Below are 19,351 nucleotides of genomic sequence, written 5' to 3' on the forward strand. Positions count from 1 at the left end.
GGTGCGGGTCGGCGCACGGCTTTCCAGGTTGTTTGCCTTGTGGAACCGGGGGCGGGACGGCCGAGGCGGCCCTGCTGTGAGGTCGCCGTGATTCCCACCGTCGTCAGCGTCCGTCGGAGGAGCCGAGGACCAGCGCGATCTTCTCCTCCTTGCCGTCGCGCTCCAGGGTCAGCTCCAGCCGGTCGCCGGGGCGGTGCGCGCGGGTCTTCACGATGAGCTCGTCGCCGGAGTGGATGCGCTGGCCGTCGACCTCGGTGATGACGTCGCCGGGTTTGATCCCGGCCTCGTCGCCGGGGCCGCCCTCGGTGACCGCGGGTCCGCCGTCGACGGCCTTCGTGCCGACGCGCGCGCCGTCGCCCGTGTAGTCCAGGTCGAGGGTGACACCGATGACCGGGTGGGACGCCTTGCCGGTGTTGATCAGCTCCTCGGCGACGCGCTTGGCCTGGTTGACGGGGATCGCGAAGCCGAGCCCTATGGAGCCGGCCTGCCCGCGGTCCGGGGCGGAGCCGCCGTCGGCGGAGCGGATGGCGGAGTTGATGCCGATGACGCGGGCCTGGGCGTCGAGGAGAGGGCCGCCGGAGTTGCCGGGGTTGATCGGGGCGTCGGTCTGCAACGCGTCCACGTACGAGACGTCGCTGCCGTCGCCGCTGTTGCCGCCGGCCGTGATGGGCCGCTCCTTGGCACTGATGATGCCGGAGGTGACGGTGCCTTCCAGGTCGAAGGGGGCGCCGATGGCGACGACGGGGTCACCGACCTGGACGTTGTCGGAGTTGCCGAGGGTCATGGGCTTGAGGCCGCTGACGCCGGTGACCTTGACGACGGCGAGGTCGTAGCCGCTGTCCCGGCCGACGACCGTGGCCCTGGCCGTGTCCCCGCTGTTGAAGGTCACGGATATGCCGCCGCCGTCGCCTGCGGGCTCGACGACATGGTTGTTGGTGAGGATGTGACCCCGGTCGTCGAGGACGAAGCCCGTGCCGGTGCCCGACTCCTCGGTGCCGGTCACATGCAGGGTCACCACACTGGGCAGCGCCCGCGCCGCGATCCCGGCCACGCTGTCCGGGGCGCGCCCGCTGGGCTCCGCGCCGGCCTGCGGCAGCTCCACGTCCCCGATCCCGCCGTTGCGCTCCAGATACGCCCCGGTGGCCCCGCCGACGAGCCCGGAGACGAGCGCGAGCAGCACGGCCCCGCCGACGAGCCCCTTCCGGGCCCGCCTGCGCCGCTGGTCCCTGGGGGCGATGGGCGCGCCGTTCTGCTGGAGGGGGGCGGGGACGGGAGCCCAGGGGTCGTAGTTCTGCCAGGGGGTGCTGACGGGTGGGGTGGGGGCGGGCGCGGCAGGGGCGGGGGTGGGCGGCGGAGCCTGTACGCCGGGGGCGGGCAGGGGATGTGCCGTGGGCGCGAGCATGCCAGGGGCGGAAGCGAACGCAGCGTGCGCCGGTGTGGGGGGCGTTACGGGCTGCGGTGCGCGAGGCGTCGGCAACGCCGTGCCGTGCGCGGGCGTTGCCGCCGGGTGCTGCACCGGCGGAGCGGGCGCCCAGGGGCCCGGCTGGCCGTACGGCGGGGTGCTGTAGGGGTCACGGTCGTGCAGGGGCTTGACACGCTCCGCTTCGGGCGCGGCGGGCTGCTCGCCCAAGCGGGCGGCCGGCTGCTCGGCGGGCGGCGCGGCGCGCTGCTCTGCGGCGGGCGCGGCTGATCGCGGCGGCACGGCAGCTCCTGTCGGTGGTACGTCCGCCGCTGTGGGCCGTTCCAGCACGTTGTCGTCCTGGGAGGAAGCCGGCGCCGCGTCGCCTCGGGCGGCCGGGGCGGGCCGCCCGAGTTCGAAGTCACCGTCGTCGTCACGCGGTTCCATCCCCGCAGCCCCCGCGCCCGGCGTCACCTCGTCCGGTGTCGGTGCGGCCCCCTCCGCCGGCCCCGCGGGGTCCTGCGGCCGAGGACGGCTCCACCACTTCGCCTTCGTGGGCTTCCCCTCGTTCATGCTCTCCCCACAGCTGGCCACGGCACGGCACAACTCGTCGGCGGTGACCGTGGTTCGTCGACTTCCCTGGATTCAACCAGGTTCGCGGACCACTGCGCAGAGCCCGGTCAGCGGGAGGATGCGGAGGAGGAAGGGGAGGAAGGGGAGGACGTCGCGTCGGGGACGGGTTCGGCGGGCGGGCCGGAGGCCGTGAGGTCCGGGGCGGACCACGACGTCAGGGTGAGCGGCGGGGTGGCGGTGAGCGGACGTATCAACGGTGACATCGCGGCCGCGCCGGCCACCACGGGCGCCGTCAGCCTGTGCGCGGCATCCTCGGCCCGGGCCACGGTGGCGGCCGAGATCCCGGGCAGCAGCGGTGCGGAGACCTCGGTCGGGGCCACCGCGGTGTCGCCGAACGACCGCTGGCCCTGTCCCTGCGCGAGCAGCGGGCCGACCCCACGGCGGCGCTGGTTCTCGGGTGCGGTGGCCGCTCCGGTGTTCTGGGGGCGGGCCGGCGTCGCATTGCTGCCAGCGCCGGTGCCGCCGCGCGCGTCCGTGGCCGTGTCGACGGGTGTGCCGGTCGTGACACCGCCCAGTGCGATCGCGGCCAGGGACACGGCCCCGGCGGCGACGAACGCGAAGCGCATGCCGCGCGAGGCCGAGCGCTCGGCGTCGTGTCGGCTGACGTCATGGATGCGGAAGCCGTCGGCCGCCGAGGCGGCGGCCGGCAGCACGGAGGCGTGCGGGCGGCCGGGGACGTAGCCGAACTCGAAGAGCTCTCCGCGTTTCAGTCCGAAGACACCGAAGACACCGGCGGTTCCGGTACGTGCGGACAGGCCGTCGCCCCCTCCCCCGCCCAGCGGCGCATCGCCGCCGTCGGTGTCACTCCCTCCGGAGAGCCCCTGCAGGCGCGCCAGGAAGCTCTCCGAGGGCGGCGGCGGGGCCGCCTCCGCGAAGACGTTCTTCAGTCGGCGCTGCGCGTCCGCCTCCGCCTTGCACTTCGGGCAGGTGGCCAGGTGCGCGAGGACGCGGTCGCGCGACTCATGACCGAGCTCGCCGTCCACCAGGGCGGCCAGTCGGTCTCCCAGGTGCTGTTCGGCCAGGAGCCGCTCGGCGGGATCGGGTCGTGTTCCACTCACGCGGTCGCGCCCCCTCCCCCGAGAGCGGGCACCCGGGCCATGAAGGAACGGCGCTCGGCACGCGCCTCCGGTGAACGGTGCGCGAGGGCCTTGCGCAGCTGGGAGCGGCCGCGGTGGATGCGGGAGCGGACCGTGCCCAGCTTGACGCCCAGGGTGGCGGCGATCTCCTCGTACGACAGTCCCTCGATGTCGCACAGGACGACCGCGGCGCGGAACTCGGGGGCGAGGGTGTCGAGAGCCTGCTGGACGTCCGCGTCGAAGTGCGCGTCGTTGAAGATCTGCTGCGGGGACGGCTCGCGGCTGGGCAGCCGCTCGGCCGCGTCCTCGCCGAGAGCGTCGAAGCGGATGCGCTGCTTGCGGCGCACCATGTCCAGGAAGAGGTTGGTGGTGATGCGGTGCAGCCAGCCCTCGAAGGTGCCCGGCGAGTACGTCGACAGGGAGCGGAAGACCCGGACGAAGACCTCCTGGGTGAGGTCCTCGGCGTCGTGCTGGTTGCCGGTCAGCCGGTACGCGAGCCGGTAGACCCGGGCGCTGTGCGTGCTGACGATCTCCTCCCAGGCAGGGGGAGTCCACGCCGGCCCGTCCGCGTCGGTCGTGAAAGTCGCGGTCTGGGCGTCAGCGGCGTGACTGTGGTCAGCAGCGGTGTCGTTCACGGATTTCGGCCTGCCCGCCGATCCGAGGAAGCGCCGGAGCACTCCTCCCCGATCCACAGGTGCAGCCGCACCTCCCCTGTCGGCTCTGGTGGTGTCCAGTGGAGCCCCTACCATAGCCACCTCGCCCGTTAGCTCCGGATAAGCGGTTTTACGAGAATTTGATCTGTGCTGATACGGCTCGTGCGGCTGCGTCAGCACTTGTTGGACCTCTTGCTCGTCATCGTGATCCAACCGTGTCCCCCCGCGTCGTTTCCCACCCTTCTAAACGCCTGGTCCCATCTGCGGGTTCCCGGCAGCAACGGATACAGTCACGCCCAGGCAACCACGGGGACAGGAGAGGGTCATTACCGGCAACCGGCAGACGAGCTGGGCGTTCGCCGACGCCTATGTCGCCGAGGACGAAGCGCTGCGCTGGGCCCGCGACCGGGCCCGTGACGCGGGGCTGCGCTCGGTGTCGCCCGGCACGGGCGCTGCGTTGCGGTTGCTGGCCGCCTCCGTGGACGCGAAGGCGGTCGCGGAGATCGGTACCGGCACCGGCGTCTCCGGAATCCATCTGCTGCACGGCATGCGGCCGGACGGGGTGCTGACCACGGTGGACCCGGAGCCGGAGCACCAGCAGTTCGCCCGCCAGGCGTTCCGCGCGTGCGGCTTCGCCAGCAACCGGGCCCGTTTCATCCCGGGCCGCGCCCTGGACGTGCTGCCGCGGCTCGCGGACGCCGGCTACGACCTCGTCTTCTGCGACGGTGACCGCCTGGAGTTCCTGGACTACCTCGCTGAATCGTTGCGCCTGCTGCGACCCGGTGGCCTCGTCGTCTTCGAGGGCGTCTTCGCAGGCGGCCGCACGGTGGACTCGGGGCCCCAGCCCACGGAGGTCCTCAGGCTGCGGGAGCTGCTGCGCGCGGTGCGCGAGAGCCAGGATCTGGTGCCGTCCCTGCTGCCGGTGGGGGACGGGCTGCTGTGCGCGGTCAAGCGCTGACCGAGCGGTGACACCCGGCGACAGAGAGCGACCCCGGCACCACGTGGGATGCCGGGGTCACCGAAAGGGTATGGTCGCTTCCGCGTCAGCCGACGACCTTCTTGAGGGCGTCGCCGAGCGCGTCGGCCTCGTCAGGGGTCAGCTCGACGACGAGCCGACCGCCGCCTTCGAGCGGAACGCGCATGACGATGCCCCGCCCCTCCTTGGTCACCTCGAGCGGGCCATCACCCGTTCGCGGCTTCATGGCCGCCATGCTCGTTCCCCTTCCTGAAACCAGCTCATCGTCAAAGCCGACGGCCCTGGAGGGCACGCGGATCCTGTGGGGACACGCGACACCGGCATCGAACACATTGCTTCCAAGCCATTATCCCGCATCTCAGGACCCGATGACCAACATCAGTCGGCATCGCTTGGGCAACGCGCGCGAGCAAAACCACTCAATTCGGCGATGTGACTGCGATACTGCGCGGCCGCACGGACTTCCGCCGGCCGGATGGAGTCCGGAATTCTTTGACGCAGGTCACACGTTCGGTCCGGCCCGTCGCCGGTGATCTCCGCCATGCTGTCCTTCGAAGACAGGGACGTACCGACGGGTACGCCGAGCCGCTGCACCGGAGGGGATACGCCATGGCCGACACCGTGCTCTACGAGGTGGACGACGGGCTCGCGACGATCACGCTGAACCGCCCCGAGGCGATGAACGCGCTGAACGTCGCCGCCAAGGTCGCCCTCCGGGACGCGGTCCGGTCCGCGGCGGCCGACGACGCCGTACGGGCGGTCCTGCTGACCGCCGCCGGCGAGCGGGCGTTCTGCGTCGGGCAGGACCTCAAGGAGCACATCGGGCTGCTGGCCGCCGACCGGGATGCCGGCACGGGCCAGACCATGACCACGGTGCGGGAGCACTACAACCCGATCGTGAAGGCACTCACCGGGATGCGGAAGCCCGTGGTGGCCGGGGTGAACGGGGTCGCGGCCGGGGCCGGCTTCGGCTTCGCGCTGGCGGCGGACTACCGGGTGGTGGCGGACACGGCGGCCTTCAACACGTCGTTCGCGGGTGTCGCACTGAGCGCCGACTCCGGGATCTCGTGGACGCTGCCGCGGGTCGTGGGGCCCGGGCGCGCCGCCGATCTGCTGCTCTTCCCGCGGAGCATCAAGGCGCAGGAGGCGTACGAGCTGGGGATCGCGAGCCGTCTCGTGCCGGCCGCCGAGCTGCACGACGAGGCCGAGAAGGTGGCGCGGACGCTGGCCGAGGGGCCGACGGTGGCGTACGGGGCGATCAAGGAGGCGATGGCGTACGGGCTGTCCCACTCCTTGGAGGAGACGCTGGAGACGGAGGACGAGCTGCAGACGCGGGCGGGGGCGTCCGACGACCACGCGATCGCGGTGCGGGCCTTCGTCAACAAGGAGAAGCCCCAGTACTCGGGCCGGTGAGTCAAGGGGCGGCAGCGCCGTGGGGGCTGCGGGGCCGCTGTGGCTGGTCGCGCGGTTCCCCGCCCCCCTCAGGGGGCGCTCCGGGCCACGCACGCTTCCAAGTGGTCGTCCACCAGGCCGCACGCCTGCATCAGCGCGTACGCCGTCGTCGGGCCGACGAAACGCAAGCCCCGCTTCTTCAGGTCCTTGGACAGGGCCGTCGACTCGGGGGTGACCGCCGGGACGTCTCCGAGGGTCCTCGGGGCCGGTCCCGGGGCGGGCGCGTGGGACCAGATCAGCTCGTCCAGCTCGCCCGGCGCCCAGTCGGCCAGCACTCGCGCGTTGGCGAGCGTCGCGTCGATCTTGGATCGATTGCGGATGATGCCGGCGTCGGCGAGGAGGCGCTCACGGTCGTCGTCGGTGAAGGCCGCGACCTTCGCGATCTCGAAGTCGGCGAAGGCGGCGCGGAAGCCGGGGCGGCGGCGCAGGATCGTGATCCAGGACAGGCCGGACTGGAAGGCCTCGAGGCTGAGGCGTTCGAAGAGGGCGTCGTCGCCGTGGACCGGGCGGCCCCACTCCTCGTCGTGGTACGTCACGTAGTCCGGGGTGGACAGGGCCCAGGGGCAGCGCAGCGCGCCGTCCGGGCCGGCGAGGGCGGCGCCGTCGCTCACTGCTGCTCTCCCCGGGCGCGCCACTGCCGGTCTTCCGGGGCGGGCTTCTCCATGGAGACGTGGGGCGCGGCCTGCGCGCCCGCCAGCGCGGACTCCAGGTCGGCGATGCGGGCGTCGCGCTCGGCGAGCTCGGCGCCGAGGCGGCTGAGGGCGTCGTCGACGTCCCCCATGCGGTAGCCGCGGGCGGCGAGCGGGAAGCGCAGGTTCTCGACGTCCGCGCGGTCCACCGGGCGGTCCGGCGGCAGGGGGTCCTGCAGCCGCTCGGGGGCGGCCTCCGGCAGCGGGCCGTCGCCCTCGCCGCCCCCCACCACCGCGAGCGTCACCGCGGCGACGACCACGGCGAGCGCGACGACCAGGAACAAGAACATAACCATCGCTGGGGTCCCCACCGTCGGATGTGTCGGAGTCGGATGTGTCAGGGTCCGATCGTGCCATGCGAGTCTGACAGTTAGGGTCGCAGGCGGCCGGAGAACCGGTCGTACCCAGGTCGTACTAGGAGAGGTCACAGCGGATGCTCAGGCTGGGCAGGCGCGCATTCGAGGCGCACGAGCCGGTGATCATGGCGATCGTGAACCGCACCCCGGACTCCTTCTACGACCAGGGCGCGACCTTCCGCGACGAGCCCGCCCTCGCCCGCGTGGAGCAGGCGGTGGCCGAGGGGGCGGCCATCATCGACATCGGCGGGGTCAAGGCCGGACCGGGCGAAGAGGTCACCGCTCAGGAGGAGGCGCGGCGGACGGTCGGGTTCGTGGCGGAGGTGCGACGGCGCTTCCCCGACGTCGTCATCAGTGTGGACACATGGCGGCACGAGGTCGGCGAGGCCGTGTGCGAGGCGGGCGCGGATCTCCTCAACGACGCGTGGGGCGGCGTCGATCCACGCCTCGCGGAGGTCGCCGCGCGGTACGGGGTGGGGCTGGTGTGCACGCATGCCGGGGGCGCCGAGCCGCGGACGCGGCCGCACCGGGTGACGTACGACGACGTCATGGCCGACATCCTGGCGGTGACCCTGGGCCTGGCCGAGCGGGCCGTGTCGCTGGGGGTGCCCCGGGAGTCGGTGCTGATCGATCCCGGGCACGACTTCGGGAAGAACACCCGGCACAGCCTGGAGGCGACGCGGCGGCTGGACGAGATGGTGGCGACCGGGTGGCCGGTGCTGGTGTCGCTGTCCAACAAGGACTTCGTCGGGGAGACGCTGGACCGGCCCGTCAGGGAGCGGGTGGTCGGGACGCTGGCGACGACCGCGGTGTCCGCGTGGCTCGGGGCGCAGGTGTACCGGGTGCACGAGGTGGCGGAGACCCGGCAGGTGCTGGACATGGTGGCGTCGATCGCCGGCCGTCGGCCTCCGGCGGTGGCGCGCCGGGGGCTGGCCTAGCTTTCGAGCAAGGGCCGGCCCCCGCACGTGGTCGGGGCCCAAGGCCCTGTCGTCACATTCCCGCCTGCCCCGCGACGCCACGCACGCTCCCCCACTGCCTTGAGGGCGTGGGAGGTGCCCCCCACTCGCGGCAGCGGGCCCCGGCCCGCGTACAGCCGGTACGAGGGCCAGGGCCCGGCACGCCGAGAGCACGCACCTGACGCCGCGGAGCCCGCCCTCCGGGCGGAGGACGGGAATTCGACGACAGGACCTGGGCCCATGTGCGTATGCCCCGATGCGAGCGGATTCACGCCGATGGGCCGGTTTCGCCACCCTTCGCGGTGGCGGAACCGGCCCATCCGGACCAGGCGTGGCGGGTCAGTCGCGCGCGGGCTCCACGGAGTCGACCGCGGCCGCCGTACGGTCGAACCTGCCGTCCAGCTTGGCGACGAGGCCGGTGACCTGGCGGGCGATGTCGGGGGCCGTGAGGCCGATCTCGGCCATGACCTCGGCGCGGGAGGCGTGGTCGAGGAAGCGGGGCGGGATGCCGAAGTCGCGCAGCGGGACGTCGACGCCCGCGTCGCGCAGGGCCTGTGCGACCGCGGAGCCGACTCCGCCGACGCGGGAGTTGTCCTCGACGGTGACGACCACCCGGTGCCGCTCGGCGAGCGGGGCCATGGCCTCGTCGACGGGCTTGACCCAGCGCGGGTCGACGACGGTGGTGGTGATGCCCTGCCTGTCGAGCAGACCGGCGATGTCCAGGCACATCGGCGCGAGGGCACCGACGGAGACGAGCAGTACGTCCGGGGTGTCCGTGCCGGGCTCGCGCAGCACGTCCATGCCGCCGACGCGGCCCACGGCCGGTACGGCGGGGCCGACGGCGCCCTTGGAGAAGCGGACCACGGTCGGCGCGTCGGTCACCTCGACCGCCTCGCGCAGCTGGGCGCGCACCTGGTCGGCGTCGCGCGGCGCGGCGAGTCTGAGGCCCGGGACGACCTGGAGGATCGACATGTCCCACATGCCGTTGTGGGAGGCGCCGTCGGTGCCGGTGACACCGGCCCGGTCCAGTACGAAGGTCACCCCGCACTTGTGGAGGGCGACATCCATCAGCACCTGGTCGAAGGCACGGTTGAGGAAGGTCGCGTACACCGCGAACACCGGGTGCAGACCACCCGTGGCCAGGCCCGCCGCGGACACGGCGCCATGCTGCTCCGCGATGCCGACGTCGTACACGCGCTCCGGGAAGGCCTTGGCGAACCTGTCCAGGCCGACCGGCTGGAGCATGGCCGCGGTGATGGCGACGATGTCCTTGCGCTCCTTGCCGAGCTCGACCATCTCCTCGCCGAACACGGACGTCCAGTCCGCGCCGGAGGTGGCGATCGGCAGGCCCGTGTCGGGGTGGATCCTGCCGACGGCGTGGAAGCGGTCGGCCTCGTCCTGGAGAGCGGGCTGGTAGCCGCGGCCCTTCTCGGTGAGGCAGTGCACGATGACCGGCCCGCGGAAGCGCTTGGCGCGCGCGAGAGCGGACTCCAGGGCCTCGATGTCGTGCCCGTCGATGGGGCCGACGTACTTGAGCCCCAGGTCCTCGAACATGCCCTGTGGGGCGATGAAGTCCTTGAGGCCCTTCTTGGCGCCGTGCAGGGTCTCGTAGAGGGGTCTGCCGACGACCGGAGTGCGCTCCAGGAGGTCCTTGGTGCGGGCCAGGAAGCGCTCGTAGCCGTCGGTGGTGCGCAGGGTCGCGAGGTGGTTCGCGAGGCCGCCGATGGTCGGCGCGTACGACCGCTCGTTGTCGTTGACGACGATGACCAAGGGGCGGTCCTTGGCGTCGGCGATGTTGTTCAGCGCCTCCCAGGCCATGCCGCCGGTGAGGGCCCCGTCACCGATCACGGCGACGACGTGGTCGTCGCGTTCGAGCACCTGGTTGGCCTTGGCGAGGCCGTCGGCCCAGCCGAGGACGGTCGAGGCGTGCGAGTTCTCGATGACGTCGTGTTCGGACTCGGCCTGAGAGGGGTAGCCGGACAGGCCGCCCTTCATCTTCAGCTTCGAGAAGTCCTGGCGGCCGGTGAGCAGCTTGTGGACGTAGGACTGGTGTCCGGTGTCCCAGAGCACCTTGTCCTTGGGGGATTCGAAAACCCTGTGCAGGGCGATGGTGAGCTCGACCACGCCGAGGTTCGGGCCGAGGTGTCCGCCGGTCTTGGAGACCGCCTCGACGAGGAAGGTCCGGATCTCCTCTGCCAGCTGGTGCAGCTGCTCCAGGCTGAGCCGGTCCAGATCGCGCGGTCCCCTGATGCGGGTCAGCAGCGGCACCCGTGCCTCCTTGCAGTAGAGCTGATCGAGCTGTTGCCGGGCTTGTCGAGTCTAATGTTCCGCCTTTGTGCCCGACGCCCGGGCGGTGCGTCATACGTCACGCGATCGGCTGTACCCAGGATGTGCCCGTCTTACGACATGACTGTTGCCCGGTACCCCCATTGGTACCGGGCAACAGTGGCTCCCCCAGGGGGCGTGGGCGCGACCGGCCACGGACAGCCGGCGCTCGCAGAACCCCACGCACCCCTGGGGCGATGGGCTCACGCCCGGCCGGAGGCCTTCTGGGACCTGCGGGACACCGAGTCGATGACCACCGCACCCAGCAGCACCGCACCGGTGATCATGTACTGAATCGACGTGTTCATGTTCAGCAGGTCGAGACCGGTCTGGATCGACTGGATGACCAGCATGCCCAGCAGGGCGGACCAGACGGTGCCCCGGCCACCGAAGAGGCTGGTACCACCGATGACCGCCGCCGCGATCGCCAGCATCAGCGTGTTGCCGCCACCGGCGTTCAGCGTCGCGCTCTGCGTCTGCCCGGCGAAGAACATGCCGCCGACCGCCGCGAAGAAGCCGGAGATGGCGAACACGGTGATGCGGATCACGGGCACGTTGATACCGGCACGGCGAGCCGCCTCGATGCCACCGCCGACCGCGAAGACCTTGCGGCCGTACGTGGTGCGCCGCAGCACGAAGTCGACGATCACCAGCGCCGCCAGGAAGATCACCAGGGAGTTGGTCACACCCGCGGCCTGGTTCAGCACGTACGCGGAGACGAACGCGGCCACCGCGAGGGCACTGACCCGCACCACGATCTCGCTGGTGGGCCGGAACGGAACCCCGGCGGCCCGGCGGCGGCGCTGCTCGATGAGCGAGCCGGCGAGCATGGACGCGACACCGAGGCCCGCCAGCAGGTAGGCACCGATCACGGCCTGGTCCATGAAGAACGAGGCCTGGCCGAAGAGGTGCACCGGACCCTCGTCCGGGATGTTGATGGTGCCGCTCGCGCCGAGCAGCCACAGCATCAGACCGTTCCAGCCGAGGAAGCCGGCCAGGGTCACCACGAAGGCCGGTACGCCGATCTTCGCGAAGAACCAGCCCTGCAGCGCGCCGATGGCCGCACCGATGACGAGCGTCAGCGACAGGGCGAGCCAGGCGTTCCACCCGTGAGTGACCACGTAGACGGCGAACAGCGTGGACGCCAGGCCGCTGACCGAGCCGACCGACAGGTCGATCTCGCCGAGCAGCAGCACGAACACCAGGCCGATGGCGAGCATGCCGGTGGCCGACATGTAGTAGCTGATGTTGGACAGGTTGTCGGCGCTGAGGAAACGGTCGTTCTGGAGCTGGAAGATCGTCCAGATGACGATCAGACCCAGGACCACCGGCAGTGAGCCGATCTCGCCGCCCTTCACCTTGCGCTTGAACTCGGTCCAGTAGCCCTTCAGACCCTCTTCGCGGATCAGCAGGCGCGGGTCGACGACGGTGACCGCTGCGGCCGTGGGGTCGTCGGAAGGGGCCACGGTGTCCTGGAGCGCCGGGTCCTTCTTCACTGTCTTGGACGTGTCGCTCACTTTGCCGCCTCCGTGGTGCGACGCCCCGCACGGCGGGTCACGGCGTTGTCCGTGGCACCGGTGATCGCGGCGATGATCTCTTCGTGGGTGGTGTCCTTCACCGGGAAGGACCCGTTGTTCTTGCCCAGGCGCAGGACGGCGACGGTGTCCGCGACGGCCTTGACGTCGGCCATGTTGTGGCTGATGAGGATGACGCCGAGGTTGCGCTCGCGCAGCCGCTCGACCAGGTCGAGGACCTGCGCGGTCTGCTCGACGCCGAGGGCGGCGGTGGGCTCGTCGAGGATGACGACCTTGGGTTCGCCGATCAGCGCGCGGGCGATGGCGACGACCTGCCGCTGACCGCCGGAGAGGCTGGCGATCGGGATGCGGACGCTCGGAATGCGGATGGAGAGCGTGCTCAGCAGCTCGCGGGAGTTCTTCTCCATCGTGACCTCGTCGATGACGCCGCGGTGCAGCAGCTCACGGCCGAGGTAGAGGTTCCCGACGACATCGAGGTTGTCGCACAGGGCGAGGTCCTGGTAGACCGTCGCGACGCCGAGTCCCTGGGCGTCGTGCGGCTTGTTGATGCTGACCGGCTTGCCCTCCCACTCGATGATTCCCTCATCGATGGGGTGCACACCGGCGATCGTCTTGACCAGAGTGGACTTTCCGGCGCCGTTGTCGCCGACCAGTGCGACCACTTCTCCGGCGTGGACCTCCAGCTCTACATCGGTGAGGGCCTGCACCGCACCGAAACGCTTGGAGACTCCGCGCAACGCCAGCACGGGCGTAGCGGACACGTGAACCATCTCCTTCGCCGCCTGACCGGCGGGGATGCCGCGCTTGTCGAAAGGCGCGGAGGGCTGTGCCGAAAGGCACTGGTTTACAAGATGAACATGCGCGCGGCGGGTGCCTTTTGGCAACGGCTGCGCCGGCTTCCGTCCGGCGCCCGCCCCGCAGCGGGGTTGAAGGTGGGGCGGGCGCCGGACAGGCTCCGCTGCCACGAGGCGCGTCCTGCGGGTCGGCCGACTCCGCAGGACACGCCCTGGGCGGCGATTACTGGAGGCCTGCGGCCTTGCACGCGCTGGCGTAGGCGGCGGTGCAGATCTCCTGGACCGTGTACAGCTTGTCCTTGACCACGGTGTCGGCGATGTTGTCCTTGGTCACCGAGACCGGGGTCAGCAGCTGCGAGGGCACCTTGTCGCCGGAGCCGCTGGTCAGCGTCTCGGTGGCGAGGGACTTGATGTCCTTGCCCTCGAGCAGGTTGACCGCGAGCTGGGCGGCCGCGTCGGCCTCGGGCTTGAAGGCCTTGTAGACCGTGCTGGACTGGGTGCCGGCGACGATGCGCTGGATACCGGCGAGCTCCGCGTCCTGACCGGTCAGCGGGATACCGCTGATGCCGGCGCCCTTGAGGGTGGTGGCGATACCTCCGGCCATGCCGTCGTTGGCGGCGTAGACGCCCGCGATGTTCTTGGCGCCGAGCTGCGTGATGGCCGCCGACATCTTCTGGGCGGCAACGCTGTCCTTCCACAGGCCGGACTGCTCGTAGGCGATGTCGACCTTGCCGTCCAGCGCCTTGTGGGCGCCCGACTTGAACTGGGCGGCGTTCGGGTCGGCGTCGTCACCGTTGATCATGACGACCTTGGACTTCGCCGTGGCCTTCGACCCCATGGCGTCCAGCAGGGCCTGGCCCTGGAGCTCGCCGACCTTGACGTTGTCGAAGGAGACGTACGCGGAGACCGGGCCCTGGGCGAGGCGGTCGTACGCGATGACCTTGACGCCCTTGTTGACCGCGGCCTGGATGGAGGACTTGATCGCGGCGGAGTCCTGGGCGCTGATCACGATGACCTTGACGCCCTTGGTGACCATGCTGCTGACCTGCTGGGCCTGCTTGGCCGCATCGGCGTTGGCGTTGGCGTAGTTGACGGTGCAGTCGGAGCAGAGCTCCTTGACCTTCGCCTCGAACAACGGCCGGTCGAACTTCTCGTACCGGGTGGTGACGCTGTCGGGCAGGAGCAGACCGATCGACTTGTTGCCGGAGTCGCTGCCGCTGTCCGAGTCGTTGTCACCGGCCTTGCCACATGCGGCCACCGAGACGGCGAGCGCCCCGGCGACGACGGCGACGGCGGCACGACGCATACGCGTGTTCACTTCAGAAACCTCCCTGACGAGGCCGCGTCGTTGCGGCCGAGGTGGCTGGAAGTCAACTCGGCCACGCGTGCGACGTCAAGAAGTAAATACTTAACGAGATGGCAACGGCGTCATGCGTTCTCTAAGTGAACGCAGGCGTCACTGCATGCAGCGTGCCGTCCAAAAGGGTCGAATCGCCCATCTCGCTGAGCGCGAGGGCAAGCGCTCCGAGCACCTCCGCACGGCCCCCAAGTGCCCCCGGAAGAACGGACAGTTGACGTGCCGCACTCGGGATCGCATAGCGGCCGACAGACTCTCTTATCGGCCCGAGCACCAGCTCACCGGCCTCGGCGAGATCACCGCCCAGGACCACCCGGCTCGGGTTCAGGAGATTGCAGAGATTGGCGACTCCACTGCCGATGTGTCGGCCGACGTCGGCGATCACCCGACGGCAGCCCGGGTCCCCGTCCCTGGCCAGCCGAACGACGCCTTCCATGGTCAGGTCGGTGCCGTGACTGGACTGGAGGAGCGGGAGCACGTAGCGCGCGGCCGCGAAGGTCTCCAGGCAGCCGCGGTTTCCGCAGCGACAGACCGGGCCGGATTCATCAAGTGTAATATGTCCGATTTCACCCGCAGTACCGCCGGGGCCCCGGTAGATCTTCCCGTTGATCACCAGACCGGCGCCGACACCGCTCGCGACCTTGATGTAGGCGAGGTCCCGGACCCCTCGGCCACTGCCCCAGACCATCTCCCCGAGGGCGCCGAGGTTGGCGTCGTTGTCCACGTGCACGGGCACGCCGAGCCGCCCCCGCAGCTCCTCGGCGGGCTTGGTGCCGATCCACCCCGGCAGGATGGCGGAGGAGCCGAGCGTGCCCGACTCGACGTCGATCGGGCCGGGCACGCCGAGGCCCACTCCGGCGATCTTGGACCGGTCCACTCCCGTTGCCGCGAGCAGGCGGTTCACCAGCTGTTCCGCCCGGTCGAACCCCTGCGTCGAGGAGGCGTCCACATCGAGCGGCTCGGACTCCTCGGCCAGCACCTGATGGGCGAGATTCCCGACCGCCACGCGCAAATGCGTATGCCCGAAGTCGACGCCGATGACGATGCCGGCGTCCCCGCTCAGTGACACGCTGCGGGCCCGTCGGCCACCCGACGAAGTGGGCGTGACCTCGACGGTCCCGCCGTCCTTGAGTTCGCGCACGATATTGGAGACCGTCGCCGCGGACAGACCCGTCGTCCTCGCGATCTCCGCTTGCGTGAGGGACCCGGCCAGCCGCACGGCCCGTACGACTCGCTCCAGGTTGGCTCGGTGCAGCGATGACTGCGACCCCGGAGTCTCCACGACGACCTCCTGCGCGCGGGGCCGCTTCTGTGGGGCCCCGTTGTCCAACTAGTGAACTCTAAGCTGAGCCGTTCGGGTTGCGATCCGTCAAGAGCTTGAACTGGATCCGCGGCCTTGCCCACACGCGTGCCCGCCGGCCCCTAAGCTGGGAACGGCGTGCGCACGCGGGGTCGCGGAGCGCTGTCTACTTGAGTGTGGCCGAGGTCAGACCGGACTGGACCTGGCGCTGGAAGGACAGGTACACGACCAGCATCGGGATCATCGCAATGGTCACGCCGGCGAACAGAACCGGCAGGTCGGAGGCGTATCCCTGCTGCTGCTGGAGCTGGATGAGGCCCTGCGTGAGCACATAGCGCTCGGGGTCGTCGCCGCTCTGCGGCTGCATCAGGACCGTCGGCAGGATGAACTGGTTCCACTGCCCCAGCGTGTTGAAGATGCCGACGCTGATCAGGCCCGGCTTCGCCATCGGCAGCATCACCTGGAAGAACGTCCGGGTGTGCGAGGCGCCGTCCAGGATCGACGCCTCGTAGACGGCCGTGGGCAGGGTCCGGAAGAAGGCGTGCATGAAGAACACCGTGAACGGCATCGAGTAGGCGACGTACACCAGGATCAGACCCTGGTAGGTGTTCAGCATGTCCAGTCGCTTGACCATGAAGAACAGCGGGACCAGGGCCAGGAACACCGGGAACATCGCGCCCGCGACGAAGAAGTAGTACAGCAGGCGGTTGCCCCAGAACCGGTAGCGGGCGAGCACGTACGCGGCCATCGAGCCGAACAGCATCGTCAGCGGAACCGAGAAGACCAGCACGATGACGGTGTTGAGGAAGTAGTCGCCGATGCCCTTGTCCCAGGCCCGCGAGAAGACGTCGAGGGACCAGCTCTCCGGCCAGCCGAAGGCCGAGCCGCCGATCTGGGCGTCGGTCTTGAACGAGCTCAGCACCAGCCACAGCAGGGGCAGCACGATCAGCAGCGCCCACAGGGCGAGGAAGCCGTGCGAGAAGACGTTCAGCACGACGCCTTCGCCGCGCTGGTCGCCGGGGCGGGCCGGGGTCTTGCCGACCGCGGGCTGGGCCGGGATCGAACCGCCCGAGGCCGCGGTCTCCTTGAGGGGTGCGCTCATCGTCGTCTCTCCCGCTCAGAACTCGATGCGGTCGCGGCGGGTGGCGCGCAGCATGACCACGGACACGATCAGGGTGAGGAGCAGCATGATCACGCCCATGGCGCAGGCGTAGCCGCTCTTGCCGTACAGGAGGAAGTTGCGCATCATCACGGTCGCCATGACCTCGCTGTGGTGGTCGGGGCCGCCACCGTAGTCCCCGGAGGTCATGGTGGACACCAGGATGAACATGTCCATCGCCGCGATGCCGAGGTAGACCCAGGCGGTCTGCACGGATTCCCACAGCAGCGGCAGCGTGATGCGGAAGAAGGACTGGGCGCGGCCGGCGCCGTCGATCAGCGCGGCCTCGTAGATGTCCCTGGGGATGGACTGCATGGAGGCGGAGAACAGCACCAGGTAGAAGCCGACACCGTGCCAGACGACGACCAGGATCAGCGCCCACAGCACGAGGTTCGGCTCGTTCAGCCACTCGACGGGGTTCTCCGCGTCGGCCAGGCCCATTTTGATCAGGACGCCGTTGAGCATGCCGCCGCTGTCGCTGCGGTAGACGGCGCCGAACAGCACCGCCATGATCGCCAGCGAGAGCACCTGCGGGAAGAAGTAGACGACCTTGTAGACCTTGGACCCGGCGACACCCGCGACACCGCCTGCCCGGCTGCGTCCGCCGGCATTGAGCATGAAGGCGAAGAACAGGGCGAGCAGAATGGTGATCACCGGGATGAACACCAGGAACAGGATGTTGTGCCAGATGGCACCTATGAAGATGTCGTCCTGGAACAGCGCCTTGTAGTTGTCGAGTCCGACGAACCCGAAGGTCTGCGACTGCCCCTTCCAGTCGGTCAGCGAATAGCCGAACGTCTGGACATACGGCCATATGACGAAGATCAGATAGAGCGCCACGGGAACGAGGAGAAATCCCGCGACGAACCGGTACTGCCCTTTGCGCATTGGCGTTCCTGCCCCTGGTGTCCCGTTCCGGGCCGGGGAGTTCCCGGCCCGGAATCCGGTCGGCCGACCGAGATCAGTCGCGGCGGTTCTTCTTCGAGGCCGGGTCCTTGGCCTGCTTGTCGACCGCGGCCTGTGCCCGCTTGAGCCACTCCGCGGGCTGAATGCGCTTGGCCATCAGCTCGTTGGACGCGTTCTCGATGGCGGTGCCCATCTCGCTGTACCACTCGGTGTACAGGTAGCGGAAGGTGTTGTCACCGGCCGCCTTGGACGCGGCGACCGTGGACTGCGTGCCGGGACGCAGCCGGACGTTCGGGTCGACGCCGTCCTTGACGATGGTGAGCGAGTTCGCCTCCTTGGCGAACAGCGTCGACCACTCCTTGGAGAGCATCATCCGCATGAACTCCTTGGCCGCGGGCAGGTTCCTGGCCTTGGCCGGGATGATGAAGGGCTCACCGGAACCGGCCCGGATCGCCTCGAAGGGCAGCTTGCTGTCGGGCAGCAGCGGCATCGGCAGGAACTTCATGTCGAAGTCGTCCGGCGTCTGCTTGAGCTGCTCGTTCTCCAGCCAGGAGCCGCTGGTGATGAACACGGCCTTGTACTGGTTCCAGCGGGCCTGAGAGTCGGTGTGGGTCAGGCCGTTCGTACCGGGCATCAGATAGCCCTTCTCGACGACCTCGTAGATCGCCTCGACGCCGGCCTGCGCCGCCTCGGAACCGACGAACGCCTTGGGGTCGAGGTTGTCGATCGCCTTCATGGCGTCCAGGCCGCCTTTCTTGGCGATCATGTCCATGATGGCGACGTTGATGTAGTACGGGTACTTGCCTTGATGGGCGAGGCCGCCGATGCCCTGGGCCTTGGCGTCCTTGCAGATGGCGAGGAAGTCGGCCCAGGTCTTGGGCTCCGTCCAGCCCTTCTCCTTGAAGAGCTTGCCGGAGTACCACAGGCCCCACACCGTGTAGATGTAGTTGAGGGCGACGACCTTGTTCTCCTGCATGCCCGCGTCGAGCGTGCCGGGGATGAGGGTGTCGCGGACCTTCTTGCCCGGGTCGTCGACCGACGGGGCGTCCAGGACCGCGGCGAGGTCGAGAAGCTGGCCGTTCTTGTACAGCACGTCGATCGGGATCTGCTGGGCGCCGGAGTCGTCCACGATGTCCGGCGGGGTGCCCGCGTTGAAGCGGGGCTGGAGCTTGCCGGTGATCTCCTGGGTGCCGGTGTGGGTGGATGTGACGCCCCACTTCTCCTGGAAGCCTGCCTCCCACGCCTTGGCGTACGCGTCGCCGTAGCCGCCCTTGAAGATGACCACGTCGAGTTTGCTGTTCTTCTGCACGCCGAAGGGGTTGGACTTGGACGTCTTCCCCTGGGAGTCGTCGGTCGAGTCGTCGCCCCCGCCGCTGGCACACCCCGACAAAAAGCTCATCGCCGGTACGGAGATCAGCCCGAGGGCGGCTGACCGCTTGATCAGATCGCGGCGGCCCACGCCTGCGGAGCCGTTGTTCGCTGCCGAGTTGGATCCCATGCTCAAGTCCTCGCCTTCTCCAGGACTCAGGCGGTGAACCGGATCCTTCCCGGCACCGCTGTCGGGTCAAGCTGGGTCGTGCAGGAAGTGCGTGTCGTATGAATCGCCGACAGGTATAGTCCACTTCCCGCCAACGGGGCAAGATCGAATGCAAGGTTGGTCACGGGAGTTTCCGACTTGAGACCTCCCGGAAATATGAGCGGACTGTGGGCGCCCTGCCGGAAAAATCCGCGACATGCGCCACGAATTCCACAGCCAACACCCTTGACATGAATGAGCACTTGGGC

Annotated in this window: 18 protein-coding genes; 3 read left to right on the forward strand and 15 right to left on the reverse strand. The window is 69.7% G+C overall.

Annotated elements, in window-relative coordinates; genetic code table 11:
- Window positions 1-103: 103 nt before the first annotated feature.
- The 3 genes from ACZ562_RS25120 to sigE form a co-directional block, all read right to left on the reverse strand.
- The gene (locus ACZ562_RS25120; protein WP_471183159.1) at window positions 104-1,972 is read right to left on the reverse strand and encodes a S1C family serine protease; all 1,869 of its coding nucleotides are present in this window, start codon (window positions 1,970-1,972) and stop codon (window positions 104-106) included.
- A 107-nt stretch (window positions 1,973-2,079) separates the two neighbouring features.
- Complete coding sequence (locus ACZ562_RS25125) at window positions 2,080-3,090, reverse strand: anti-sigma factor family protein (protein WP_471183161.1); 1,011 nt, start codon at window positions 3,088-3,090, stop codon at window positions 2,080-2,082.
- Window positions 3,087-3,785 carry an RNA polymerase sigma factor SigE gene (gene sigE, locus ACZ562_RS25130; RefSeq protein WP_471183382.1) on the reverse strand — a complete coding sequence of 233 codons (699 nt, stop codon included), beginning with the start codon at window positions 3,783-3,785 and terminating at the stop codon, window positions 3,087-3,089. The genes ACZ562_RS25125 and sigE overlap by 4 nt, the downstream gene beginning before the upstream one ends.
- Before the next feature lie 235 nt (window positions 3,786-4,020).
- On the opposite strand from sigE, the gene ACZ562_RS25135 reads away from it, so the two are divergent.
- Window positions 4,021-4,719, forward strand: coding sequence for an O-methyltransferase (locus tag ACZ562_RS25135; RefSeq protein WP_471183385.1), 699 nt, complete (start codon window positions 4,021-4,023; stop codon window positions 4,717-4,719).
- 85 nt (window positions 4,720-4,804) lie between these two features.
- Here the strand turns inward: ACZ562_RS25135 and ACZ562_RS25140 are convergent, their stop codons facing one another.
- Together ACZ562_RS25140 and ACZ562_RS25145 are read right to left on the reverse strand one after the other, a co-directional pair.
- Window positions 4,805-4,972 carry a DUF3117 domain-containing protein gene (locus tag ACZ562_RS25140; RefSeq protein WP_003966491.1) on the reverse strand — a complete coding sequence of 56 codons (168 nt, stop codon included), beginning with the start codon at window positions 4,970-4,972 and terminating at the stop codon, window positions 4,805-4,807.
- Between the two features lie 143 nt (window positions 4,973-5,115).
- Entirely contained in the window at window positions 5,116-5,280 is a 165-nt protein-coding gene (locus ACZ562_RS25145; RefSeq protein WP_471183164.1) for a hypothetical protein, read from the reverse strand.
- A gap of 66 nt (window positions 5,281-5,346) precedes the next feature.
- Here ACZ562_RS25145 and chcB point away from each other — a divergent pair, with 66 nt between their 5' ends.
- Window positions 5,347-6,150: a 2-cyclohexenylcarbonyl CoA isomerase gene (gene chcB, locus ACZ562_RS25150; protein WP_471183167.1), complete on the forward strand. Its 804-nt coding sequence runs from the start codon at window positions 5,347-5,349 to the stop codon at window positions 6,148-6,150.
- Between the two features lie 68 nt (window positions 6,151-6,218).
- Here chcB and ACZ562_RS25155 read toward each other — a convergent pair whose 3' ends face one another.
- Window positions 6,219-6,800: a DNA-3-methyladenine glycosylase I gene (locus ACZ562_RS25155; RefSeq protein WP_471183169.1), complete on the reverse strand. Its 582-nt coding sequence runs from the start codon at window positions 6,798-6,800 to the stop codon at window positions 6,219-6,221.
- Window positions 6,797-7,168 (reverse strand): DivIVA domain-containing protein, encoded by a 372-nt coding sequence (locus ACZ562_RS25160; RefSeq protein WP_471183387.1) that lies wholly within the window; start codon window positions 7,166-7,168, stop codon window positions 6,797-6,799. The genes ACZ562_RS25155 and ACZ562_RS25160 overlap by 4 nt, the downstream gene beginning before the upstream one ends.
- A 143-nt stretch (window positions 7,169-7,311) precedes the next feature.
- Here ACZ562_RS25160 and folP point away from each other — a divergent pair, with 143 nt between their 5' ends.
- Window positions 7,312-8,172, forward strand: coding sequence for a dihydropteroate synthase (gene folP, locus ACZ562_RS25165; protein ID WP_471183171.1), 861 nt, complete (start codon window positions 7,312-7,314; stop codon window positions 8,170-8,172).
- A 357-nt stretch (window positions 8,173-8,529) separates the two neighbouring features.
- On the opposite strand, the gene dxs is transcribed toward folP, so the two are convergent.
- The 8 genes from dxs to ngcE all read right to left on the reverse strand — a co-directional run bounded on the left by dxs (window position 8,530) and on the right by ngcE (window position 19,064).
- Window positions 8,530-10,458 (reverse strand): 1-deoxy-D-xylulose-5-phosphate synthase, encoded by a 1,929-nt coding sequence (gene dxs, locus ACZ562_RS25170; RefSeq protein WP_471183173.1) that lies wholly within the window; start codon window positions 10,456-10,458, stop codon window positions 8,530-8,532.
- 260 nt (window positions 10,459-10,718) lie between these two features.
- Window positions 10,719-12,032: a sugar ABC transporter permease gene (locus ACZ562_RS25175; protein ID WP_471183176.1), complete on the reverse strand. Its 1,314-nt coding sequence runs from the start codon at window positions 12,030-12,032 to the stop codon at window positions 10,719-10,721.
- Complete coding sequence (locus ACZ562_RS25180; protein ID WP_471183179.1) at window positions 12,029-12,820, reverse strand: ATP-binding cassette domain-containing protein; 792 nt, start codon at window positions 12,818-12,820, stop codon at window positions 12,029-12,031. The genes ACZ562_RS25175 and ACZ562_RS25180 overlap by 4 nt, the downstream gene beginning before the upstream one ends.
- A 247-nt stretch (window positions 12,821-13,067) precedes the next feature.
- The gene (locus tag ACZ562_RS25185; protein WP_471183389.1) at window positions 13,068-14,150 is read right to left on the reverse strand and encodes a sugar ABC transporter substrate-binding protein; all 1,083 of its coding nucleotides are present in this window, start codon (window positions 14,148-14,150) and stop codon (window positions 13,068-13,070) included.
- 133 nt (window positions 14,151-14,283) lie between these two features.
- Entirely contained in the window at window positions 14,284-15,483 is a 1,200-nt protein-coding gene (locus tag ACZ562_RS25190; RefSeq protein WP_471183392.1) for an ROK family transcriptional regulator, read from the reverse strand.
- A gap of 184 nt (window positions 15,484-15,667) precedes the next feature.
- Window positions 15,668-16,603 (reverse strand): carbohydrate ABC transporter permease, encoded by a 936-nt coding sequence (locus tag ACZ562_RS25195; RefSeq protein WP_471183181.1) that lies wholly within the window; start codon window positions 16,601-16,603, stop codon window positions 15,668-15,670.
- A gap of 15 nt (window positions 16,604-16,618) precedes the next feature.
- Window positions 16,619-17,548, reverse strand: a complete 930-nt coding sequence (locus ACZ562_RS25200) for a carbohydrate ABC transporter permease (protein WP_471183183.1) — start codon at window positions 17,546-17,548, stop codon at window positions 16,619-16,621.
- Window positions 17,549-17,621: 73 nt separating this feature from the next.
- Entirely contained in the window at window positions 17,622-19,064 is a 1,443-nt protein-coding gene (gene ngcE / locus ACZ562_RS25205; RefSeq protein ID WP_471183186.1) for an N-acetylglucosamine/diacetylchitobiose ABC transporter substrate-binding protein, read from the reverse strand.
- Window positions 19,065-19,351: the final 287 nt, after the last annotated feature.

The sequence above is a fragment of the Streptomyces sp. NPDC040410 genome (assembly GCF_055595715.1).

What these genes read in the sequence shown, in the direction of transcription:
- ACZ562_RS25120 (WP_471183159.1), bottom strand. Translation starts at nt 1,972, where the DNA reads ATGAACGAGGGGAAGCCCACGAAGGCGAAGTGGTGGAGCCGTCCTCGG.
- ACZ562_RS25140 (WP_003966491.1), bottom strand. Translation starts at nt 4,972, where the DNA reads ATGGCGGCCATGAAGCCGCGAACGGGTGATGGCCCGCTCGAGGTGACC.
- ACZ562_RS25145 (WP_471183164.1), bottom strand. Translation starts at nt 5,280, where the DNA reads ATGGCGGAGATCACCGGCGACGGGCCGGACCGAACGTGTGACCTGCGT.
- chcB (WP_471183167.1), top strand. Translation starts at nt 5,347, where the DNA reads ATGGCCGACACCGTGCTCTACGAGGTGGACGACGGGCTCGCGACGATC.
- ACZ562_RS25160 (WP_471183387.1), bottom strand. Translation starts at nt 7,168, where the DNA reads ATGTTCTTGTTCCTGGTCGTCGCGCTCGCCGTGGTCGTCGCCGCGGTG.
- folP (WP_471183171.1), top strand. Translation starts at nt 7,312, where the DNA reads ATGCTCAGGCTGGGCAGGCGCGCATTCGAGGCGCACGAGCCGGTGATC.
- ACZ562_RS25180 (WP_471183179.1), bottom strand. Translation starts at nt 12,820, where the DNA reads ATGGTTCACGTGTCCGCTACGCCCGTGCTGGCGTTGCGCGGAGTCTCC.
- ACZ562_RS25185 (WP_471183389.1), bottom strand. Translation starts at nt 14,150, where the DNA reads ATGCGTCGTGCCGCCGTCGCCGTCGTCGCCGGGGCGCTCGCCGTCTCG.
- ACZ562_RS25195 (WP_471183181.1), bottom strand. Translation starts at nt 16,603, where the DNA reads ATGAGCGCACCCCTCAAGGAGACCGCGGCCTCGGGCGGTTCGATCCCG.
- ACZ562_RS25200 (WP_471183183.1), bottom strand. Translation starts at nt 17,548, where the DNA reads ATGCGCAAAGGGCAGTACCGGTTCGTCGCGGGATTTCTCCTCGTTCCC.
- ngcE (WP_471183186.1), bottom strand. Translation starts at nt 19,064, where the DNA reads ATGGGATCCAACTCGGCAGCGAACAACGGCTCCGCAGGCGTGGGCCGC.